The 14,678-nt window shown below is 70.1% G+C and carries 10 protein-coding genes; 8 read left to right on the top strand and 2 right to left on the bottom strand.

Annotated features, from left to right (window positions below; all coding sequences use genetic code 11):
* Window positions 1-100 precede the first annotated feature (100 nt).
* From ACFVVM_RS21960 to ACFVVM_RS21990, 7 genes are all read left to right on the top strand, one after another.
* A complete protein-coding gene (locus ACFVVM_RS21960; protein ID WP_387621212.1) occupies window positions 101-1,519 on the top strand; it encodes an MFS transporter in 1,419 nt (472 codons plus the stop codon).
* 195 nt (window positions 1,520-1,714) lie between these two features.
* On the top strand, window positions 1,715-2,653 hold the full coding sequence (locus ACFVVM_RS21965; protein WP_387621214.1) for a DMT family transporter: 939 nt from the start codon (window positions 1,715-1,717) through the stop codon (window positions 2,651-2,653).
* A 248-nt stretch (window positions 2,654-2,901) separates the two neighbouring features.
* A complete protein-coding gene (locus ACFVVM_RS21970) occupies window positions 2,902-4,815 on the top strand; it encodes a protein kinase (RefSeq protein ID WP_387621217.1) in 1,914 nt (637 codons plus the stop codon).
* Window positions 4,816-4,895: 80 nt separating this feature from the next.
* Complete coding sequence (locus ACFVVM_RS21975; protein WP_387621220.1) at window positions 4,896-6,062, top strand: hypothetical protein; 1,167 nt, start codon at window positions 4,896-4,898, stop codon at window positions 6,060-6,062.
* A complete protein-coding gene (locus tag ACFVVM_RS21980) occupies window positions 6,059-7,924 on the top strand; it encodes a serine/threonine-protein kinase (RefSeq protein WP_387621223.1) in 1,866 nt (621 codons plus the stop codon). The genes ACFVVM_RS21975 and ACFVVM_RS21980 overlap by 4 nt, the downstream gene beginning before the upstream one ends.
* Window positions 7,921-9,843 (top strand): protein kinase, encoded by a 1,923-nt coding sequence (locus tag ACFVVM_RS21985; protein WP_387621226.1) that lies wholly within the window; start codon window positions 7,921-7,923, stop codon window positions 9,841-9,843. The genes ACFVVM_RS21980 and ACFVVM_RS21985 overlap by 4 nt, the downstream gene beginning before the upstream one ends.
* Window positions 9,844-9,899: 56 nt before the next feature.
* Window positions 9,900-10,943 carry a Gfo/Idh/MocA family oxidoreductase gene (locus ACFVVM_RS21990; RefSeq protein WP_387621229.1) on the top strand — a complete coding sequence of 348 codons (1,044 nt, stop codon included), beginning with the start codon at window positions 9,900-9,902 and terminating at the stop codon, window positions 10,941-10,943.
* Between the two features lie 46 nt (window positions 10,944-10,989).
* Here ACFVVM_RS21990 and ACFVVM_RS21995 read toward each other — a convergent pair whose 3' ends face one another.
* Entirely contained in the window at window positions 10,990-12,525 is a 1,536-nt protein-coding gene (locus tag ACFVVM_RS21995) for a Rieske 2Fe-2S domain-containing protein (RefSeq protein WP_387621232.1), read from the bottom strand.
* Between the two features lie 476 nt (window positions 12,526-13,001).
* Between ACFVVM_RS21995 and ACFVVM_RS22000 the strand changes: the two genes are divergently transcribed.
* Window positions 13,002-13,763 carry a lysophospholipid acyltransferase family protein gene (locus ACFVVM_RS22000; RefSeq protein WP_387621235.1) on the top strand — a complete coding sequence of 254 codons (762 nt, stop codon included), beginning with the start codon at window positions 13,002-13,004 and terminating at the stop codon, window positions 13,761-13,763.
* A 113-nt stretch (window positions 13,764-13,876) separates the two neighbouring features.
* Here ACFVVM_RS22000 and ACFVVM_RS22005 read toward each other — a convergent pair whose 3' ends face one another.
* On the bottom strand, window positions 13,877-14,674 hold the full coding sequence (locus tag ACFVVM_RS22005) for a helix-turn-helix domain-containing protein (RefSeq protein ID WP_387621238.1): 798 nt from the start codon (window positions 14,672-14,674) through the stop codon (window positions 13,877-13,879).
* Between the last annotated feature and the right edge of the window lie 4 nt (window positions 14,675-14,678).

Below are 14,678 nucleotides of genomic sequence, written 5' to 3' on the forward strand. Positions count from 1 at the left end.
TCGCTTGACGGTGGTCGGGGTGCGGCGAAGTATTGATCGTATGCGGATGCTCATCTACGGCTGTTGACCTTCGGAGGTCCGGCGGCGCTGCGTGGCGGCGGTGGCGCGGTTGACCCGTGAACCGGTCGGTGTGCGCGGGGTCGCTGTGCGGGCGGTGCTGTTCAAGGGCACCCGTGATCTGTTGCCCATCTACGCGCTCTACGGCGTGCTGTTCGCCGAGAACGGGCTGAGCACGGCGCAGATCTCGCTGCTGCTCGCCATCTGGTCGGTGACCTCGTTCGTGCTGGAGGTGCCATCGGGTGCCTGGGCCGACACCGTCTCCCGTCGTGGGCTGCTCGTCCTGAGCTGTGTGCTGCAGGCTGCCTGTTTCGCCGGGTGGATGCTGGTCCCGACCTTCGCCGGGTTCGCGCTCGGGTTCCTGCTGTGGGGGATCGCCGGTGCGCTGGAATCGGGCACCTTCGAGGCGCTGATCTACGACGACCTGGTCGCCCGCGGTGAACCCTCGGCCTATGCCTCGATCATGGGCTGGGCTCGTGGTGCGCAGGAGGGCACGGTCCTCGTCGCGATCCTCGCCGCCGCACCGCTGTTCGCGTGGGGTGGATACCCGCTGGTCGGGTGGGTCAGCGTCGGTATCGGCGTGCTGCACACGCTCACCGCGCTGGCCTTGCCCAGCGCGCCGAAGGCCATCTCCGCGACCGCGGTCGACGACTTGGACGACGAGCCGAACCCCAGCACTCTCGGCCCGCACATCGTTCCCGGTTCGGCGCCGAACGCCACGAACGACCGGGCACACTCGCGCAGGCCGACCGGTGGCGAACTCGGATCGACTCCCACCGACGCGGCCGCTGACCAGCCGCAGCCGGTCGAATCGGATGATGGTGGGATCGTGCGGGGCGCGTCTTCGTCGCGATACGTGATCATGCTGAGGACCGGGCTGGCCGAGGCGCTGCGGGTGCGTCGGGTCCGCCGGGGCGTGCTGCTGGGTGCGCTGCTGTACGGAATCACCGCTTTCGACGAGTACTTCGGTCTGCTCGCCGTCTCCGGTGGTGCCTCGACGAGCACCTCGGCCCTGCTGGTCGGCGTGACGGTGGTCGGCTCGCTGGTCGGCTCCCTGCTGGCGGGTCGCACCGAAGTGCTCTCCGCGCGCACGCTGGCGATCGCGTTGTTCACCGCCGGAATCCTGTTCATCGCGGGTGCGTTGGCCGTCGGCGTGGATGCCGATCCCGCGCTGCTGTGGATCGGGTTCCTCGGGATCGGCCTCGCCTACGGCATCGACTTCAACGTCGAGGTCGTCGCGGATGCCCGCCTGCAGGCCGCCATCGAGGGTCCCGCCCGGGCCACGGTCACCTCGGTCTCGGGCCTGCTCTCCGAGATCGTCGCGCTGGCGGTCTTCGGTTTCGTCGCGGCCGCCACCGTGTGGCTGTCGATGTCGGTGACGATCGCCCTGCTCGGCGTGGTCCTGCTGGTCACCGCCGCTCTCGTTCCGAGCTGGCTGCCGCCCCGTCACGACGAGGGCTGATTCGCGGTTCCGCCGGATCGTGTCGAAGCGGGTGCCGATGTCGACTGACCCGCGGGTTCGCCGTGTGGCGGCTCCGCGCTGGTCATCGCGGAGTCGTCGGCCTGCGCGGCGACCAGGTGTGGGCCGGGCGGAGAGGCGGTCGATGGCTGGCATGCTCGTGTCGAGGAGCGAGGTGTCGAGGCGGAGAGGAGCCGGGTGAGCGGGCGTAGGGGGATCGGGCTGGTGTTCGGGTTCTGTATCGGCGCGGGCGTGGCAGTGCAGGGGCGGATCAATGGTGCGCTCGGGGCCGAATTGGGTGACGGCGTCATGGCGGCGACGATCAGCTTCGGCACCGGGCTGGTGGTCCTGCTGCTCGCGTTCGCGTGCAGTCCCGCCCTGCGCGCCGGGTTCGGGACAGTGCGAAATGCCGTGTCGCAGGGCAGTTTGCGGCCGTGGCACCTGCTCGGCGGCCTGTGTGGCGCGTTCTTCGTGGCGAGTCAGGGGCTCACGATCGCCGTCATCGGGGTCACCGCGTTCACCGTCGCGGTGGTCGCGGGGCAGCTGCTCAGCAGCCTGGTGGTCGACCGGCTCGGTCTCGCGCCGAACGGCCGGACCGCGATCACCCCGTTGCGCGTGGCCGCCGCCGTCCTCGGCATCGGCGGCGTCGTGCTGTCGGCCAGCGGCCGATCCGTCCCGGTCACCGTGGTCACCGGCGTCCCCGACATTCCCCTCCTGCTCATCGTCCTGCCTGCCCTGGCCGGTGTCGGCCTGGCCTGGCAGCAGGCGGTGAACGGCCGGGTCAGCGCCGTCGGTGGCCCCTTCACCGCCACCCTGGTCAACTTCGTCGTCGGCCTGCTCGCCCTGTTCCTGTTCGACCTCTACACCCTGTCCACCACCGGCCTCCCGACCGAATTCCCCACCGAGCCATGGCTCTACCTCGGCGGCCTCATCGGCGTCGGCTTCATCGCCCTGGCCGCGGTCACCGTCGGCCTGATCGGCGTCCTGCTACTCGGCCTCACCTCGGTCGCGGGCCAGCTCGTCGCGGCCGTCCTGCTCGACGCCACCGCGGGCAAACTCTCCCTCACCGCCGTCCTCAGCTGCGCGATCGTGCTGTGCGCGGTCGTTGTCGCGAGCCGGGCCACGGCATCCGCCTGATCGCCACAGCGATTGGGCCGTGCCGCCTGCTGCCCGGTGATCGACGAAGCAGTGGCGCTCGTCCGGCGAGTCCGGCCCCCGCCCGCCAACGCGGGTCTCGGTGCGGCGCGAGGCGGGTCACCGCACCCCCGCGCTGGCGATCCGTCGACCGGGTGCGGCGGCGGCCGAATGCTAGGTTGCTGGCGAGAAGACGGCCGGATGTCCGGTCGGCCCGCACGGTAGCGGGCGTGAAGTGGGGGTGTCACACAGTGCTCGAGCAACTTTCGCCGGGCGATTCGCCGGTGATCGGTCGCTATCGGATTCGCGGCGTGCTCGGTGCGGGCGGGATGGGCCGGGTGCTGCTGGCCACCGGGCCGGACGGGCGGTTCGTCGCGATCAAGCAGATCCACGCGCACCTGCTCGACGACCGGGAGTTCCGGGCGCGGTTCGAACGCGAGGTCGCCATCTCCGCCCGGGTGTCGGGCGCGTTCACCGCGGCGGTCGTCGACTTCGACACCAGCGGCGAAACACCGTGGCTGGCTTCGGTCTTCATCCCCGGCGTGCCGCTGGACCGTGCCGTGCGCGAGCAGGGACCGTTGCCGGTGCCCGCGCTGCGCACCCTGGCCTCCGGCCTCGCCTCGGCCCTGCACTCGATCCACAGCACCGGCCTGGTCCACCGGGATCTCAAGCCCGCCAACGTGATCCTGGCCGCCGACGGCCCACGCGTGATCGACTTCGGCATCGCCCAGGCGGCCGAGGCGAGCGCGCCGCTGACCGAGGTCGGCGCGGTGGTCGGCTCACCCGCCTACATGTCACCCGAGCAGGCGATGAGCGAACCGGTGACCTCGGCCAGCGACGTCTTCTCCCTCGGTGCACTGCTGTGCATGGCCGCGACCGGCAAGAGCCCGTTCGCCGCCAACTCCGCCCCGTACACCCTGTTCAACATCGTGCACAGCGAGCCGCAGCTCGACCAGGTCCCCGAACCGGTGCGCGAACTGATCGCCGGCTGCCTGCGCAAGGACCCGAAGACCAGACCGACACCCGCCCAGATCCTGGACTACCTGGGCGCACTGCCGGTCCAGCCCCGGCCGTGGTCGGATCGGGTCCACACCGAGATCGCCGAGCAGACCCGGAATCTGGTCGCGCTGACCTCGGATCCCGAAGCGACCCAGATCATTCCGGCCTACCTGCCGTCCGCGACGTCACCTGTCGAACAGCCGCCGGCACCGACCCGACGACGTACCGGGCTGCGGGTCGGCCTGGCGGCACTGGTGGTCGCGGTCGTCGTCGCGGCCGGGATCACGGGTCTGGTGCTGCGCGGCGGCGACTCGACATCGGCGGAGGCCACCGCACCCGCGGCGACGCCGACCGCGACCCTGCCCGCCCTCGACCAGTTGCGTGGCGCCGACGCGTGTGCCTGGCTGCAGCAGGCGCTGGGCGAATCGCTGCCCGCCGAAGCCGCCGTCCGCGCCGCCGCGGAGGTCGCCGCCTGGCGCTGGCAGTCGACGGCGAGCTGGGGCTGTGAGGGAACCTCCGGCGGTGGCCGGCTCGCGGTCGAGATCGGCGCCGCGATAGCCGGATTCGGGCCCGGCGAGGCGGTCGTCAACGGTTACGCGCTCGCCCGTCGCGGCGAGGACTGCGCCTTCGCGCTCGAAGGCGGCGAGCCGGGACAGCGCTGGGGCATCACCGTCGACACCTTCACCAGGGCCGCGCAGTGCCCACTCGCCGATCACGTCGTGGACCGGCTGTCCGCCACGCTCGGCGACCTGCCCGCCGATCCGGCTGCCGCTCGGTCGCTGGCCTCGGTGGATCCCTGTGCGCTGGTGGACGAGTCGACGAGCGCGGGCGCCGAGCCGCTCGGCATCGGCGTCGCCAGTGCCGCGCATGTGTGCGAATGGTCGGGCCCGACCAGTGTCCGGGTCACGCTGGCACAGGAGCGCCCGCGGCAGACATCGGCGCCGGACCAGGTCATCGATATCGGTGACGGTGTGGTGGTCCAAGACCTCGGAATGGGCTCCCTGCTGACCGATTGCCGCCGGGTGTACCGCTACCGCAAGGTCAGTGACCACCTGGTCGAGGTCGCCGAAGTGATCGTCAGCGATTCGCGGCGCAAGCCCGCCCAGCTGTGCGAGATCGCCGATCCGATCGTGCGCCAGCTGGTCGGCCGGTTGTCCACGCTGTAGCGATACCGAAGTCGAGGGTGATAGTTTCGCGGCAGAGTTCGGGAGGGGCCCGGCATTTCGCCGGGTGAAGGGGGATGTTCGTGCGTTGGCGGTCGCGCTGTTTCGCGGCGCTGCTCGTTGGTACCACCCTGGTCGCCGCCGGGTGTGGTGCGCAGGCACCGGTATTCGACCACGGTGACTACGCGCTGGAACCCGCGGCCGCTGATTACGATGCCGAGCCCAGCCGTGTGCGTGGTGCGACGGCGGAGTCGATCCGGATCGGCGAGCGGTTGCTCTTCGTCGACAGCGTCGACCCCGACCTGACGAAGGGCAACGGCGGCGGCGTCGTGGTCGGCCTGAACGGGGTGGACGACCTGCTCTCCGGCGTCCAGCGGAGCGCGTTGCTGCCCTTCGACGTACTGGCCGGATTCGGCGTGATCGGGAGCAACGGTCGCGCCGACGACGATCCCGGCCAGAAGCTCATCTCGATCACGCTCCTGTCGTTGCCCGACGAGGAACAGGCCGTCGCCGCCGGGGCCGCGATGGCCGCCGCGGATTTCGCGGCCAACACCGAGAACGCGCCGCTCGCACTGCCCGAACACCCTGCGGCACTGACCCATTGGCGTCCCGGCGTCCGAACCGTTGGCAGCTGGCTGGTGTGGAAGACCCTGGTCATCCGGGTTTTCGCGGTGGTCGCCGAGCCCGATCCCGCGGTGATGATCGATCTGCTGACCCGGACCTATCGGGGCCAATTGAACGAACTCGACACCTTCGTGCCGACGCCGGCGGCGGAGCTGGCGAACCTGGCACTCGACCGCGACGAGTTGCTTCCCCGCCTGGTCAAGACCGGCGACTACTGGCCCCACCGATGGAGTTTCGCGGTCTACGGCCCGCGCGCCTACGCGCTGTTGAGCGGCCAGCCGAGCGTGCGACTGCGTGACCTGGAGGCCAGTGCGATCTCGGCGGTCGCGGTGACGCGCACCAGCTTCCTGTTCCGCGCGCCCGACGAGGACGCCGTGCGCACGTATGCCGAGGCCTTGACCAACCGACTCCTCGACCGGGACTACTCGGCGTTGGCGAGTACGCCGGACCTGCCCGGGGTGTCGTGTCACCGCGCGGCCCGGCCGGATCCTTCCTCGACCACCGCCCACCAATTCGCCTGCGTGGTGCGGCACGGCGAGTTCGTCGTTCTCCTGCACAGCAATCGGGAGATGGATGTGCGGCGCCAGGCCGTCGCGCAGTACGCGCTGCTCGGTGGTTCGTGGTGACGAGTTCGGGAGGCCAGGCATTGCGACCGCTCGGCGCGCAAGAACCGCAGCGGCTCGGCCGCTATCGCCTGCTCGCGGTGATCGGCCGCGGCGGCATGGGACAGGTGCTGCTCGGTCAGGGCCCCGACGGTCGCCTGGTCGCGGTGAAGCAGATCCATCGCCAGTTCACCGGCAATCCGGAGTTCCGGGCCAGGTTCCGCCGGGAGGTGCTCGCCTCCCAGCAGGTCACCGGCGCCTACACCGCCGGTGTGGTCGACCACGACGCGGAATCCGAAACACCATGGCTGGCCTCGGAATACATCGCCGGGCCCGCGCTGGAGGAGATGGTCGCCGAGTTCGGCAAGCTGACGGTGAGCGGGCTGAAACTGCTGGCCACCGGTCTGGCCATGGCGCTGCTCGAGATCCACCGCACCGGCCTGGTGCACCGCGATCTCAAGCCGAGCAATGTCCTGCTCACCAACGAGGGCCCCCGGGTGATCGACTTCGGCATCGCCAGGGCGATCGAGGACGACGTCACCCTCACCGCGACCGGCACCGTGCTCGGCTCACCCGCGTACATGTCACCGGAACAGGCCGAATGTCGCCCGCTCACACCGGCTTCGGATGTGTTCGCGGTGGGCGCCGTCCTGGCGATGGCCGCCACCGGCGTCAGTCCGTTCGCGGCGGCGTCGACTCCGCAGGTGCTCTACAACGTCCTCTACACCGAACCCGACACCACCGGTGTTCCCCAGCCGATCCGGGCACTGGTCGAGGCGTGCCTGGCGAAGGATCCCGCCGCGCGCCCGACGCCGGCGCAGCTGCTCGACGCCGCGGACCGCATCGAGGTCGAACCGGTCTGGCCCGCCCGCATTCGTCGCCGCATCGCCGACCGCCAGGCCGAATCCGCGCTGTGGGCGCAGGGTCGCGCCGCGGTCGCGCCGGTGCCGGTCGAGCGGCCGGATCGACGGTGGGCGCGGGTGCTCACCGCCGCCGGGGTCGTGTCGGCGCTGGTGCTGGCCGGGACCGTGATCTGGGGTTTCGGCATCGAGGGAAACGCGGTGGCGATGGAGGATCCGCCGCTGGCGCTGACCGACGAGGAGACGCGCCGGCTCGATCTCTGCGGTCTGCTGATGCCGTCGGTGCTCGGTGAACTCGGTACCCCCGTCTCCGATGTGGTGCCCAGCATCCTCGACAGTTGCACCGCCACCTATCGCGACCCGGCCGGCACCAAGATCTCGTTCTCGCTGACCAAGACCACCGCCGAGCGCGAGGAGCTGACGGGAACCACGATCGGCTGGTTGCCGGTGCTCGGCAAGGAATACGACTGGCTCAGCTGCGATCGTGCGGTGCTGACGCAGAGCGGCCTGCCGATCGTCCTCGAGATCAACGCCAGCGTGTCGGACGGCAATGGCTGCCTGGTCGCGGAACGCGCGCTGGCCGCGGTGGTGCGCCGGCTCACGGTGAACCCGCCGCTGCGGGCGACCGCGCCCGATTCGGTGCTGCTGCTCGATCCCTGTGCCCTGATCGACCTGCCGGTCACCCGGTCGGTGGTGGGAGATGTGGCGATGGCCCGCGGTCCGCACATGTGCCGGGTGGCCGGCCACGACGGTTACTTCGAGATCCGGGTCGAAGACAACACCCGGCCGGATCACCAGGCCTACGGCAGGTTCCGGCCGACGAGACCGGTCGGCGCGCACACGGTGTACGTCGACCGTGACGACTCGACGATGTGCGAGTTCATCGTGCTGGTCCGGCCGACCCGTGCCAACCAGGCCGAGCAGCTGCGGGCCGCCTACGTGTCCGACGATCCGGCGCCGCGCGGTCTGTGCGACGCCGCGACGACCATGCTCACCCCCGTTCTCGCGAAGTTGCCGACCTCATGACCATTCACCCGCTCGGCCCCGACGAACCCGGCACCATCGGCCGATACCGTGTGCTCGGCACGCTCGACCCGGCGCCCGGATTCCGCGCGGTGCTCGCCGCGGGGCCCGACGATTCCCTGGTCGTCGTGCGGCAGGCCGAGCCGGAACTGCTCGGTGAGCCGGAGTTCCGGGTGCGGCTGCGGCACAGCGCCGTGGCCGGAATGCGGGTCGCCGGCGCCGGCAACACGACGGTGCTCGATGTCGACGCCGACGCGGACCGGCCCTGGCTCGCCGCGGCGTTCGTCCCCGGCGTGCGACTCGACAGCGCGGTCGCCGAGCACGGCCCGCTCCCGACGCCCGCCGTGCGCGCACTGGCCGCCGCCTTGGCCACCGCCCTGCGGACCGTGCACGAGGCCGGACTGGTGCACCAGCGCCTGCGCGCCGATACGGTGCTGTTGGCACGCGAGGGCGGACGCCTTGGCGAGATCGGCATGACCCCCGCGGCCGCACCCGGAACCACCGGCACCGCGACGACGGTCGGAACGCCCGATTTCCTGTCGCCGGAACAGACCCTCGGTCATGCGCTCACCCCGGCGTCGGACGTGTTCTCGTTCGGCTCGGTGCTGGCGTTCGCGGCCGGTGGCGTCGCGCCGTTCGCCGCGCCGTCGGTCCCGTACGCGATGTACAACATCGCCCAGCGTGCGCCCGATCTGAGCCGCGTTCCCGCGGAACTGCGCGAACTGATCGCCCCGTGCCTGCACAAGGACCCGGCCGCCCGGCCGACCCCGGCGCAGATCCTGGATTACCTCGGCAACCCGGCACCCACGCCGCCGCCATGGCCCGCGCCGATCCTCGACGACATCGACCGCCAGCAGGCCGAGGTCTCGGCGCTGCTCGCCGCGCTGGCCCCGCCCGCCGCGCCGACATCGCGACTGATGGAGCAGTGGTCGACGCGCCTGGCCGCCCTCGGCCCGGCCGCGCTGGAAATCGGCAGGCGCGCAGTGCGATCCGGGCAGCGTCGCTGGCAGTCGGCGACTTCGGGTGCCCGGATCGGGTTCGCGGCGGGCCTCGCGGTCCTGCTGCTCGTCGTCGGCGGTGTCACCGCGTTCGCCCTCCGCCCGGCCGAGGAGCCCGCGCCGGTGACCGCACTGACGCTCGCGCAGTTGCGTCAGATCGATGCGTGCGCCTGGCTGACCACGGCGGTCGGCGATTCGGTCCCGGTCGCGCCGACACCGCTGCCCGCCCAGGCCTGGCGGATCGAACCCACCGAGACATGGGGTTGCGCGGCCTTCGCCAACCGGTACGCCATCCTCCTGTCGCTCGGCAGCGTGAGCACCAAGCTCACCCCGCACGAAGTGATCGTCGACGGCGTCCCGGTCATCTACGGACACGAAGTCGGCTGTACGCGCGCGATCGCCGGTGCGGACGACAAGCGTGAGGCCGGCATCGAGATCATGCTCCTCCCACCCTCCGACGTGCAGGGATGCGACGGCATCGATCACGTTGCCGCCAACATCGCCCGCACCCTGACCACCGCGCCGACGGCCGAGGACCGACAGACCCGGCTGGCCCTGCTCGACCCGTGCGAACTGCTCGACCGCGATGTCGTGACCGAGAAGATCGGTGTGCTGGCGCCCGAACCCACGATCGCCGCCGCGCACACCTGCCAGTGGGACGCGCGCGTGGAACTCGGCCTGCGACTGGTGCGCGTGTCCCAGCTCACCGGCCCGGACGCCGAGAGCACGGAGGTCGACGGGATCTCGATGTATCCCGACCGGAGCCTGTCCCGGTCCACGTGTACCCGCGCCTACCTCGTCCCGGACTTCGATCGGGAGACCGTGGAGGTCGAGGTGCGCGGCATGGACGGCGGCCGCGACGAGTATTGCGCTCTCGCCGCCACCTTCCTGCGCCAGGCGATCGACAACCTCCCCGCCCGCTGAGGTTCCCCCTCGCCGGGCATACTCGGACCCCGGAGACCACCACGAAGGGGAACTGGATGGATGACCTCGGGGTTGCGATCGTCGGGTACGGGCTGGCCGGGTCGGTGTTCCACGCGCCATTGATCGCGGCGGATCCGCGGCTGCGGGTGGCGTCGGTGGTCACCTCGTCGAAGGAGCGGGCGTCGCAGGCCAGGGCCGAGCATCCCGGCGTGCGGGTGTGGGCGACGGCCGAGGAGATGTTCGCCGAGGACGAGGATGTCGATCTCGCGGTGATCGCGACGCCCAACCGCACGCACGCCGAGCTGGCCACGAAGGCGTTGGCCGCCGGACTGCCGGTGGTCGTTGACAAGCCATTCGCGGTGACGGCCGCGGACGCCGAAGCGGTGGTCGAGGCCGCCGAGCGGGCCGACCTGCCGCTGAGCGTTTTCCAGAATCGTCGCTGGGACAACGATTTCCTGACCGTGCGCGCGCTGCTGGACGCGGGCGAGTTCGGTGAGGTGCGCCGGTTCGAGTCCAGGTTCGAACGCTGGCGGCCGGTGTCCAAGGGCGGTTGGCGCGAGGTGGGCGCCGCCGAGGACGGGGCGGGCATCCTGTTCGACCTGGGCAGTCACCTGGTCGACCAGGCGCTGACCCTGTTCGGTCCGGTCACCGAGGTCTACGCCGAACTCGACCGCCGCCGCCCGGACGTCGAGGCCGACGACGACGCCTTCATCGCCCTCACCCACGCCTCCGGCACCCGGTCACAATTGTGGATGAGTGCCGTTGCGCCACAACTGGGTCCGCGCCTGCGCGTACTCGGCGCCGACAACGGCTACACCGTGTACGGCCTCGATCCCCAGGAAGCCGACCTGCGCGCGGGTCGCCGCTCCGACGACGGAAAACCCTGGGGCACAGTCTCGGCCGACAGCTGGGGCACCTTCGGCGCAGGCGAGAACCTTCGCACCATCCCGACGGTCCCCGGCGACTACCCGGCCTTCTACGCGGGCATGGCCGCCGCGCTTCTCGACGGCGCCCCGGTCCCGGTCGACCCCCGCGACGCGGTGGAAACCCTGCGCATCCTCGAATACGCGCGCCACGTCGCAACCCCGCCCGAGCCCTGAGAACGAGAAAGGGGCGATGCCGAAACATCGCCCCTTCCGCCGAGATTCAGAGCTTGCGTGCCCGCAGCTCGTGACCCTTCGACGTCTTGCAGCGACCCGATTCCAGATCCCACTGCCAGCCGTGCAGATTGCAGGTGAGGTTGTTGCCTTCCACCACACCGAATTTCGACAGGTCGGCCTTCAGGTGCGGGCAGCGCCGTTGCACTTCCCAGCCCTCGAGGTCGATGACGGCGGAATCGTCGTGCGCCTCGGAGAACCAGCCGTCGGCGTAGGCGATGCGCTCGTCGGTGAGGCACTTGAAGAAGGTGTAGAGGAACTCGTTGTAGCCGCCGATCCGCCACGCCTGGAAGCGGGTGGACAGGAAGATGGTGTTCACCCAGTCCGGCTCGTTGTCGCGCAGCACGGTGCGCACCAGCTCGGGGGCGATCCGGAAGCCGTAGCGGTAGCGGCCCTCGCTCTCGAGCGGCGCGCGCACGGTGCGGTGCGGGAAGTCCAGAACGATGGTCTCCTCGCCGATCACCAGACCGACCGGGTAGCCGATGCCGTCGCTGATCAGCGCGCTCTGCTTCATGATCGGTTCGAACAGCTCGCGCAGCGGCTCGAGCAGCGAACCCTCGCCGTTCTCCCACGAGGCCTTCTCGGCGGCCAGCACCGGCGCGAACCGCTCGGCCATCTCGGCGATGTAGGCGGCCTTGTCGCCGTAGATCCGGTCGGGATCGAACGGGTGGGCCAGGTCGAGTTCCTTGCCGCGCACATCGGCGACCGAACCGGGGATCATCAGGATCCCGCCCTCGTTGCCGTGGATCTCCATCTGCTCGAGGAACACGATCTGGTCGGGGAAGATGTTGCCTTCCTCGCCGCGGTCGTCGTTGAGGTAGCGCAGTTCCTCATCCAGGAACACCGGCGGACCGGCCGAGGGCACCACCCAGGTCGCGCCGACCTGCTCGATGTAGGAGCGCGCGCGGTCCATGCCGCGCTGGCGCTTCTGCTTGCCGAAGTTGGCCTTGGTGCGGGCGGGGATGTCGTAGACCGCCGGGTACCAGATGGCGCCCGAGTACTGCAGCAGATGGATATCGATGTCACCGAAGGCGTCGTGGATGATGTCCATGTCCACCGGGCGGGCATCGTTCATGTTGAAGCAGGTGGTCTCGCCGTCGGAGACGAGGATGCCCGAGTCGCCGATCGGACCGTCGGCGGGCGCGCGCAGGGCCACGATCATGATGTCGAGCGAGCCCTTGGGCCCGGTCACCGTGTGCTTGACCGAGTCCTGGGTCTCGAAGAACTTGGTGAAGCCGAGCGCCTCGAGCTCACGGCGCAGATCCGGCACCGGGTAGTCGGGCAGCAGGATGGTCGCGTCCTTGTTGACGTACTTGCGCAGGTGCGCGGCGTCGAAGTGGTCGCGATGCAGGTGGGAGACGTACAGGTAGTCGACATCGCCGAGCGACTCCCAGTCGAGCTGGGTGTTGTCCGGGAACGGGAACCACGACGCGAAATACGCGGGATTGACCCATGGATCGCACAGGATCGTCCCGGCCGTGGTTCGGATGTGGAAGCCTGCGTGTCCGACGCTGGTGATCTGCACGAGCTGTTTCCTCCTACCAGTACCAGCCAACCAGGGTAGTGGCTGAATCGTTACGTCACCGATGCAATAGCCCGCAGCGGTCGTAACGATCGCATATGTCCGTTTTCTGGTGCCCCCGGAGCAGTGCTCAGCCGAACGTGAACTGCCAGGTAGTCGCCACGTATCCGCTCGAATCGTAGCTCTTCACCCACGTCGGAGGTGACATTGCCTACTTTGCCCGAGTCGCCGGTCGGGTGGGTGCTGACGGGTTGCTGGTGTGGCGGGAAATCGGGTGGCCGGTGTCACGGAGCAGGTCAGCGGGCAGGCGGTCGAGGTATCGATCGGGTCAAGAAGTTTGCCGGTGGTTCCGCTGGGGCTCGGCGCGCGGTATGGCGGGTCGTAACCGGGCTCGACATCGGTCGCGAACCTCCCCATCGGGCTCGCGGGTGCGGTGGCCCCTGCCGCAACCGAGTCGCGCCGACTACGCTAACGAACTTGTGGAACCCGTCTACCGGTCGATCATCGGCCTGGCCCGAACCGTCTTCTTCCTCGAAGGTCTGAAGTTCACCGTCAAGGGCGCGGAGAACATTCCCGCCTCCGGTGGTGCCGTGGTGGCGATCAACCACACCGGCTACATGGACTTCACCTACGCGGGACTGCCCGCGCGCACCCCTGGTCGCTACATCAGGTTCATGGCCAAACAGGAGGTGTTCGACAACAACATCTCCGGCCCGATCATGCGCGTCCTCAAGCACATTCCGGTCGACCGCACCGCGGGCGCCGATTCCTACAAGTCGGCGGTGAAGTACCTGCGCGACGGCGAGCTCGTCGGCGTCTACCCCGAGGCCACCATCAGCCGCAGCTTCGAGATCAAGGAATTCAAGTCCGGCGCGGCCCGCATGGCGCTCGAAGCCGAGGTCCCGATCATCCCGATCGTCATCTGGGGCGCCCAGCGCGTATGGACCAAGGGCTTCCCCAAGCGCCTCGGCCGCACCAACACCCCCATCTCGATCGCCGTCGGCGCCCCCATCAAGCCCTACGAACCCGCCGCCGACCTCACCGCCGAACTCCGCACCACCATGCAGCAGCTCCTCGCCGACCTGCAGGAGTCCTACCACCACGAGCCCGGCGCCTACTGGGTCCCCAAGCGCCTCGGCGGCAGCGCCCCCTCCCTGGAAGAGGCCACCGCCCTCGACGACGCCGAAGCCGCCGAACGCATCGCCCGCAAAGCCGAGAAAACCCAGGAACCGGACGCCTGACGTCCGCACCAGCAGGCAGCCGTCGGGCCTGACCAGTGGTTCACCACACCGACGCCTGCTCGGGCGAGGCGCCGGTGATGCCGCGCGTCGACGCTCGGCGGGATGCGCGTGTTTCAGCGGGGCATTCGGCAGCGAGTCGGTGCCGGTAGTCGGCCGCGCAGGTAGGCCGCCGGTGGGACGCCCATGAGGGTGCGGAAGTCGGCGGTGAGGTGGGACTGGTCGTAGTAGCCGGTGTCGGCGGCGAGGTGGGACCACGGGGTGTTGCCCGCGTAGGCGAGGACGCGGCGGACCCGGTCGATGCGGGCGAAATGCTTGGGGGAGACGCCGATTCCGATGTTGAACAGGGTGCGGAGCTGGCGCTCGCTGACGGCGAGCCGGGCCGCGAGATCGGGGATGGCGGGTGCGGTGTCGGCGGTCAGGACCGAGATCGCCTCGCGCAGCACGATCCGGTGCGCGCGATCGGTGTCCGACTCGGAAACCCGCTGTGGCAGCACATCTTCCAGGTAGGTGAGGGCATCGTCGGCTGGCAGGTCGGTGAGGTCGCCCGCGAAAGTGGCGAGCGGGCCGGGCAATTCGGCGAGTCGCACCGCGCGGTCGGTGAGCTCGCCCGCCGCGATGCCGAGCAGCTGACGGGTCGTCCCGGGCGCCAGCCGCAGGCGCACGCAGCCCGCGGGCTCCTCGGGCACCGAGTACACGGCCTTGGTTCGCGCGCCGACGACCAGCGTCTCGCGTCGGCCGGTCAGGTCGGTGCGGAGCACGATCGTGGTCGTCGCGACGGGTGGCTGCGCGAACGGCTGGTCCGGGTCGTCGATCGCCCCGGTACTGGTCAGTTCGGTGAGCCAGGGCCGTAGCGAGTCCGGCGTCGGAACCGGGGTCTCGATCTCGGCCGAGGTCAGATACTGCGTGCGCACCCGC

It is taken from the genome of Nocardia sp. NPDC058176 (genome assembly GCF_042883805.1).
Lineage (GTDB): Bacteria > Actinomycetota > Actinomycetes > Mycobacteriales > Mycobacteriaceae > Nocardia.

Excerpts from the sequence above, each read along its gene's own strand:
- ACFVVM_RS21985 (WP_387621226.1), top strand. The coding sequence starts at position 7,921 with ATGACCATTCACCCGCTCGGCCCCGACGAACCCGGCACCATCGGCCGA.
- ACFVVM_RS21990 (WP_387621229.1), top strand. The coding sequence starts at position 9,900 with ATGGATGACCTCGGGGTTGCGATCGTCGGGTACGGGCTGGCCGGGTCG.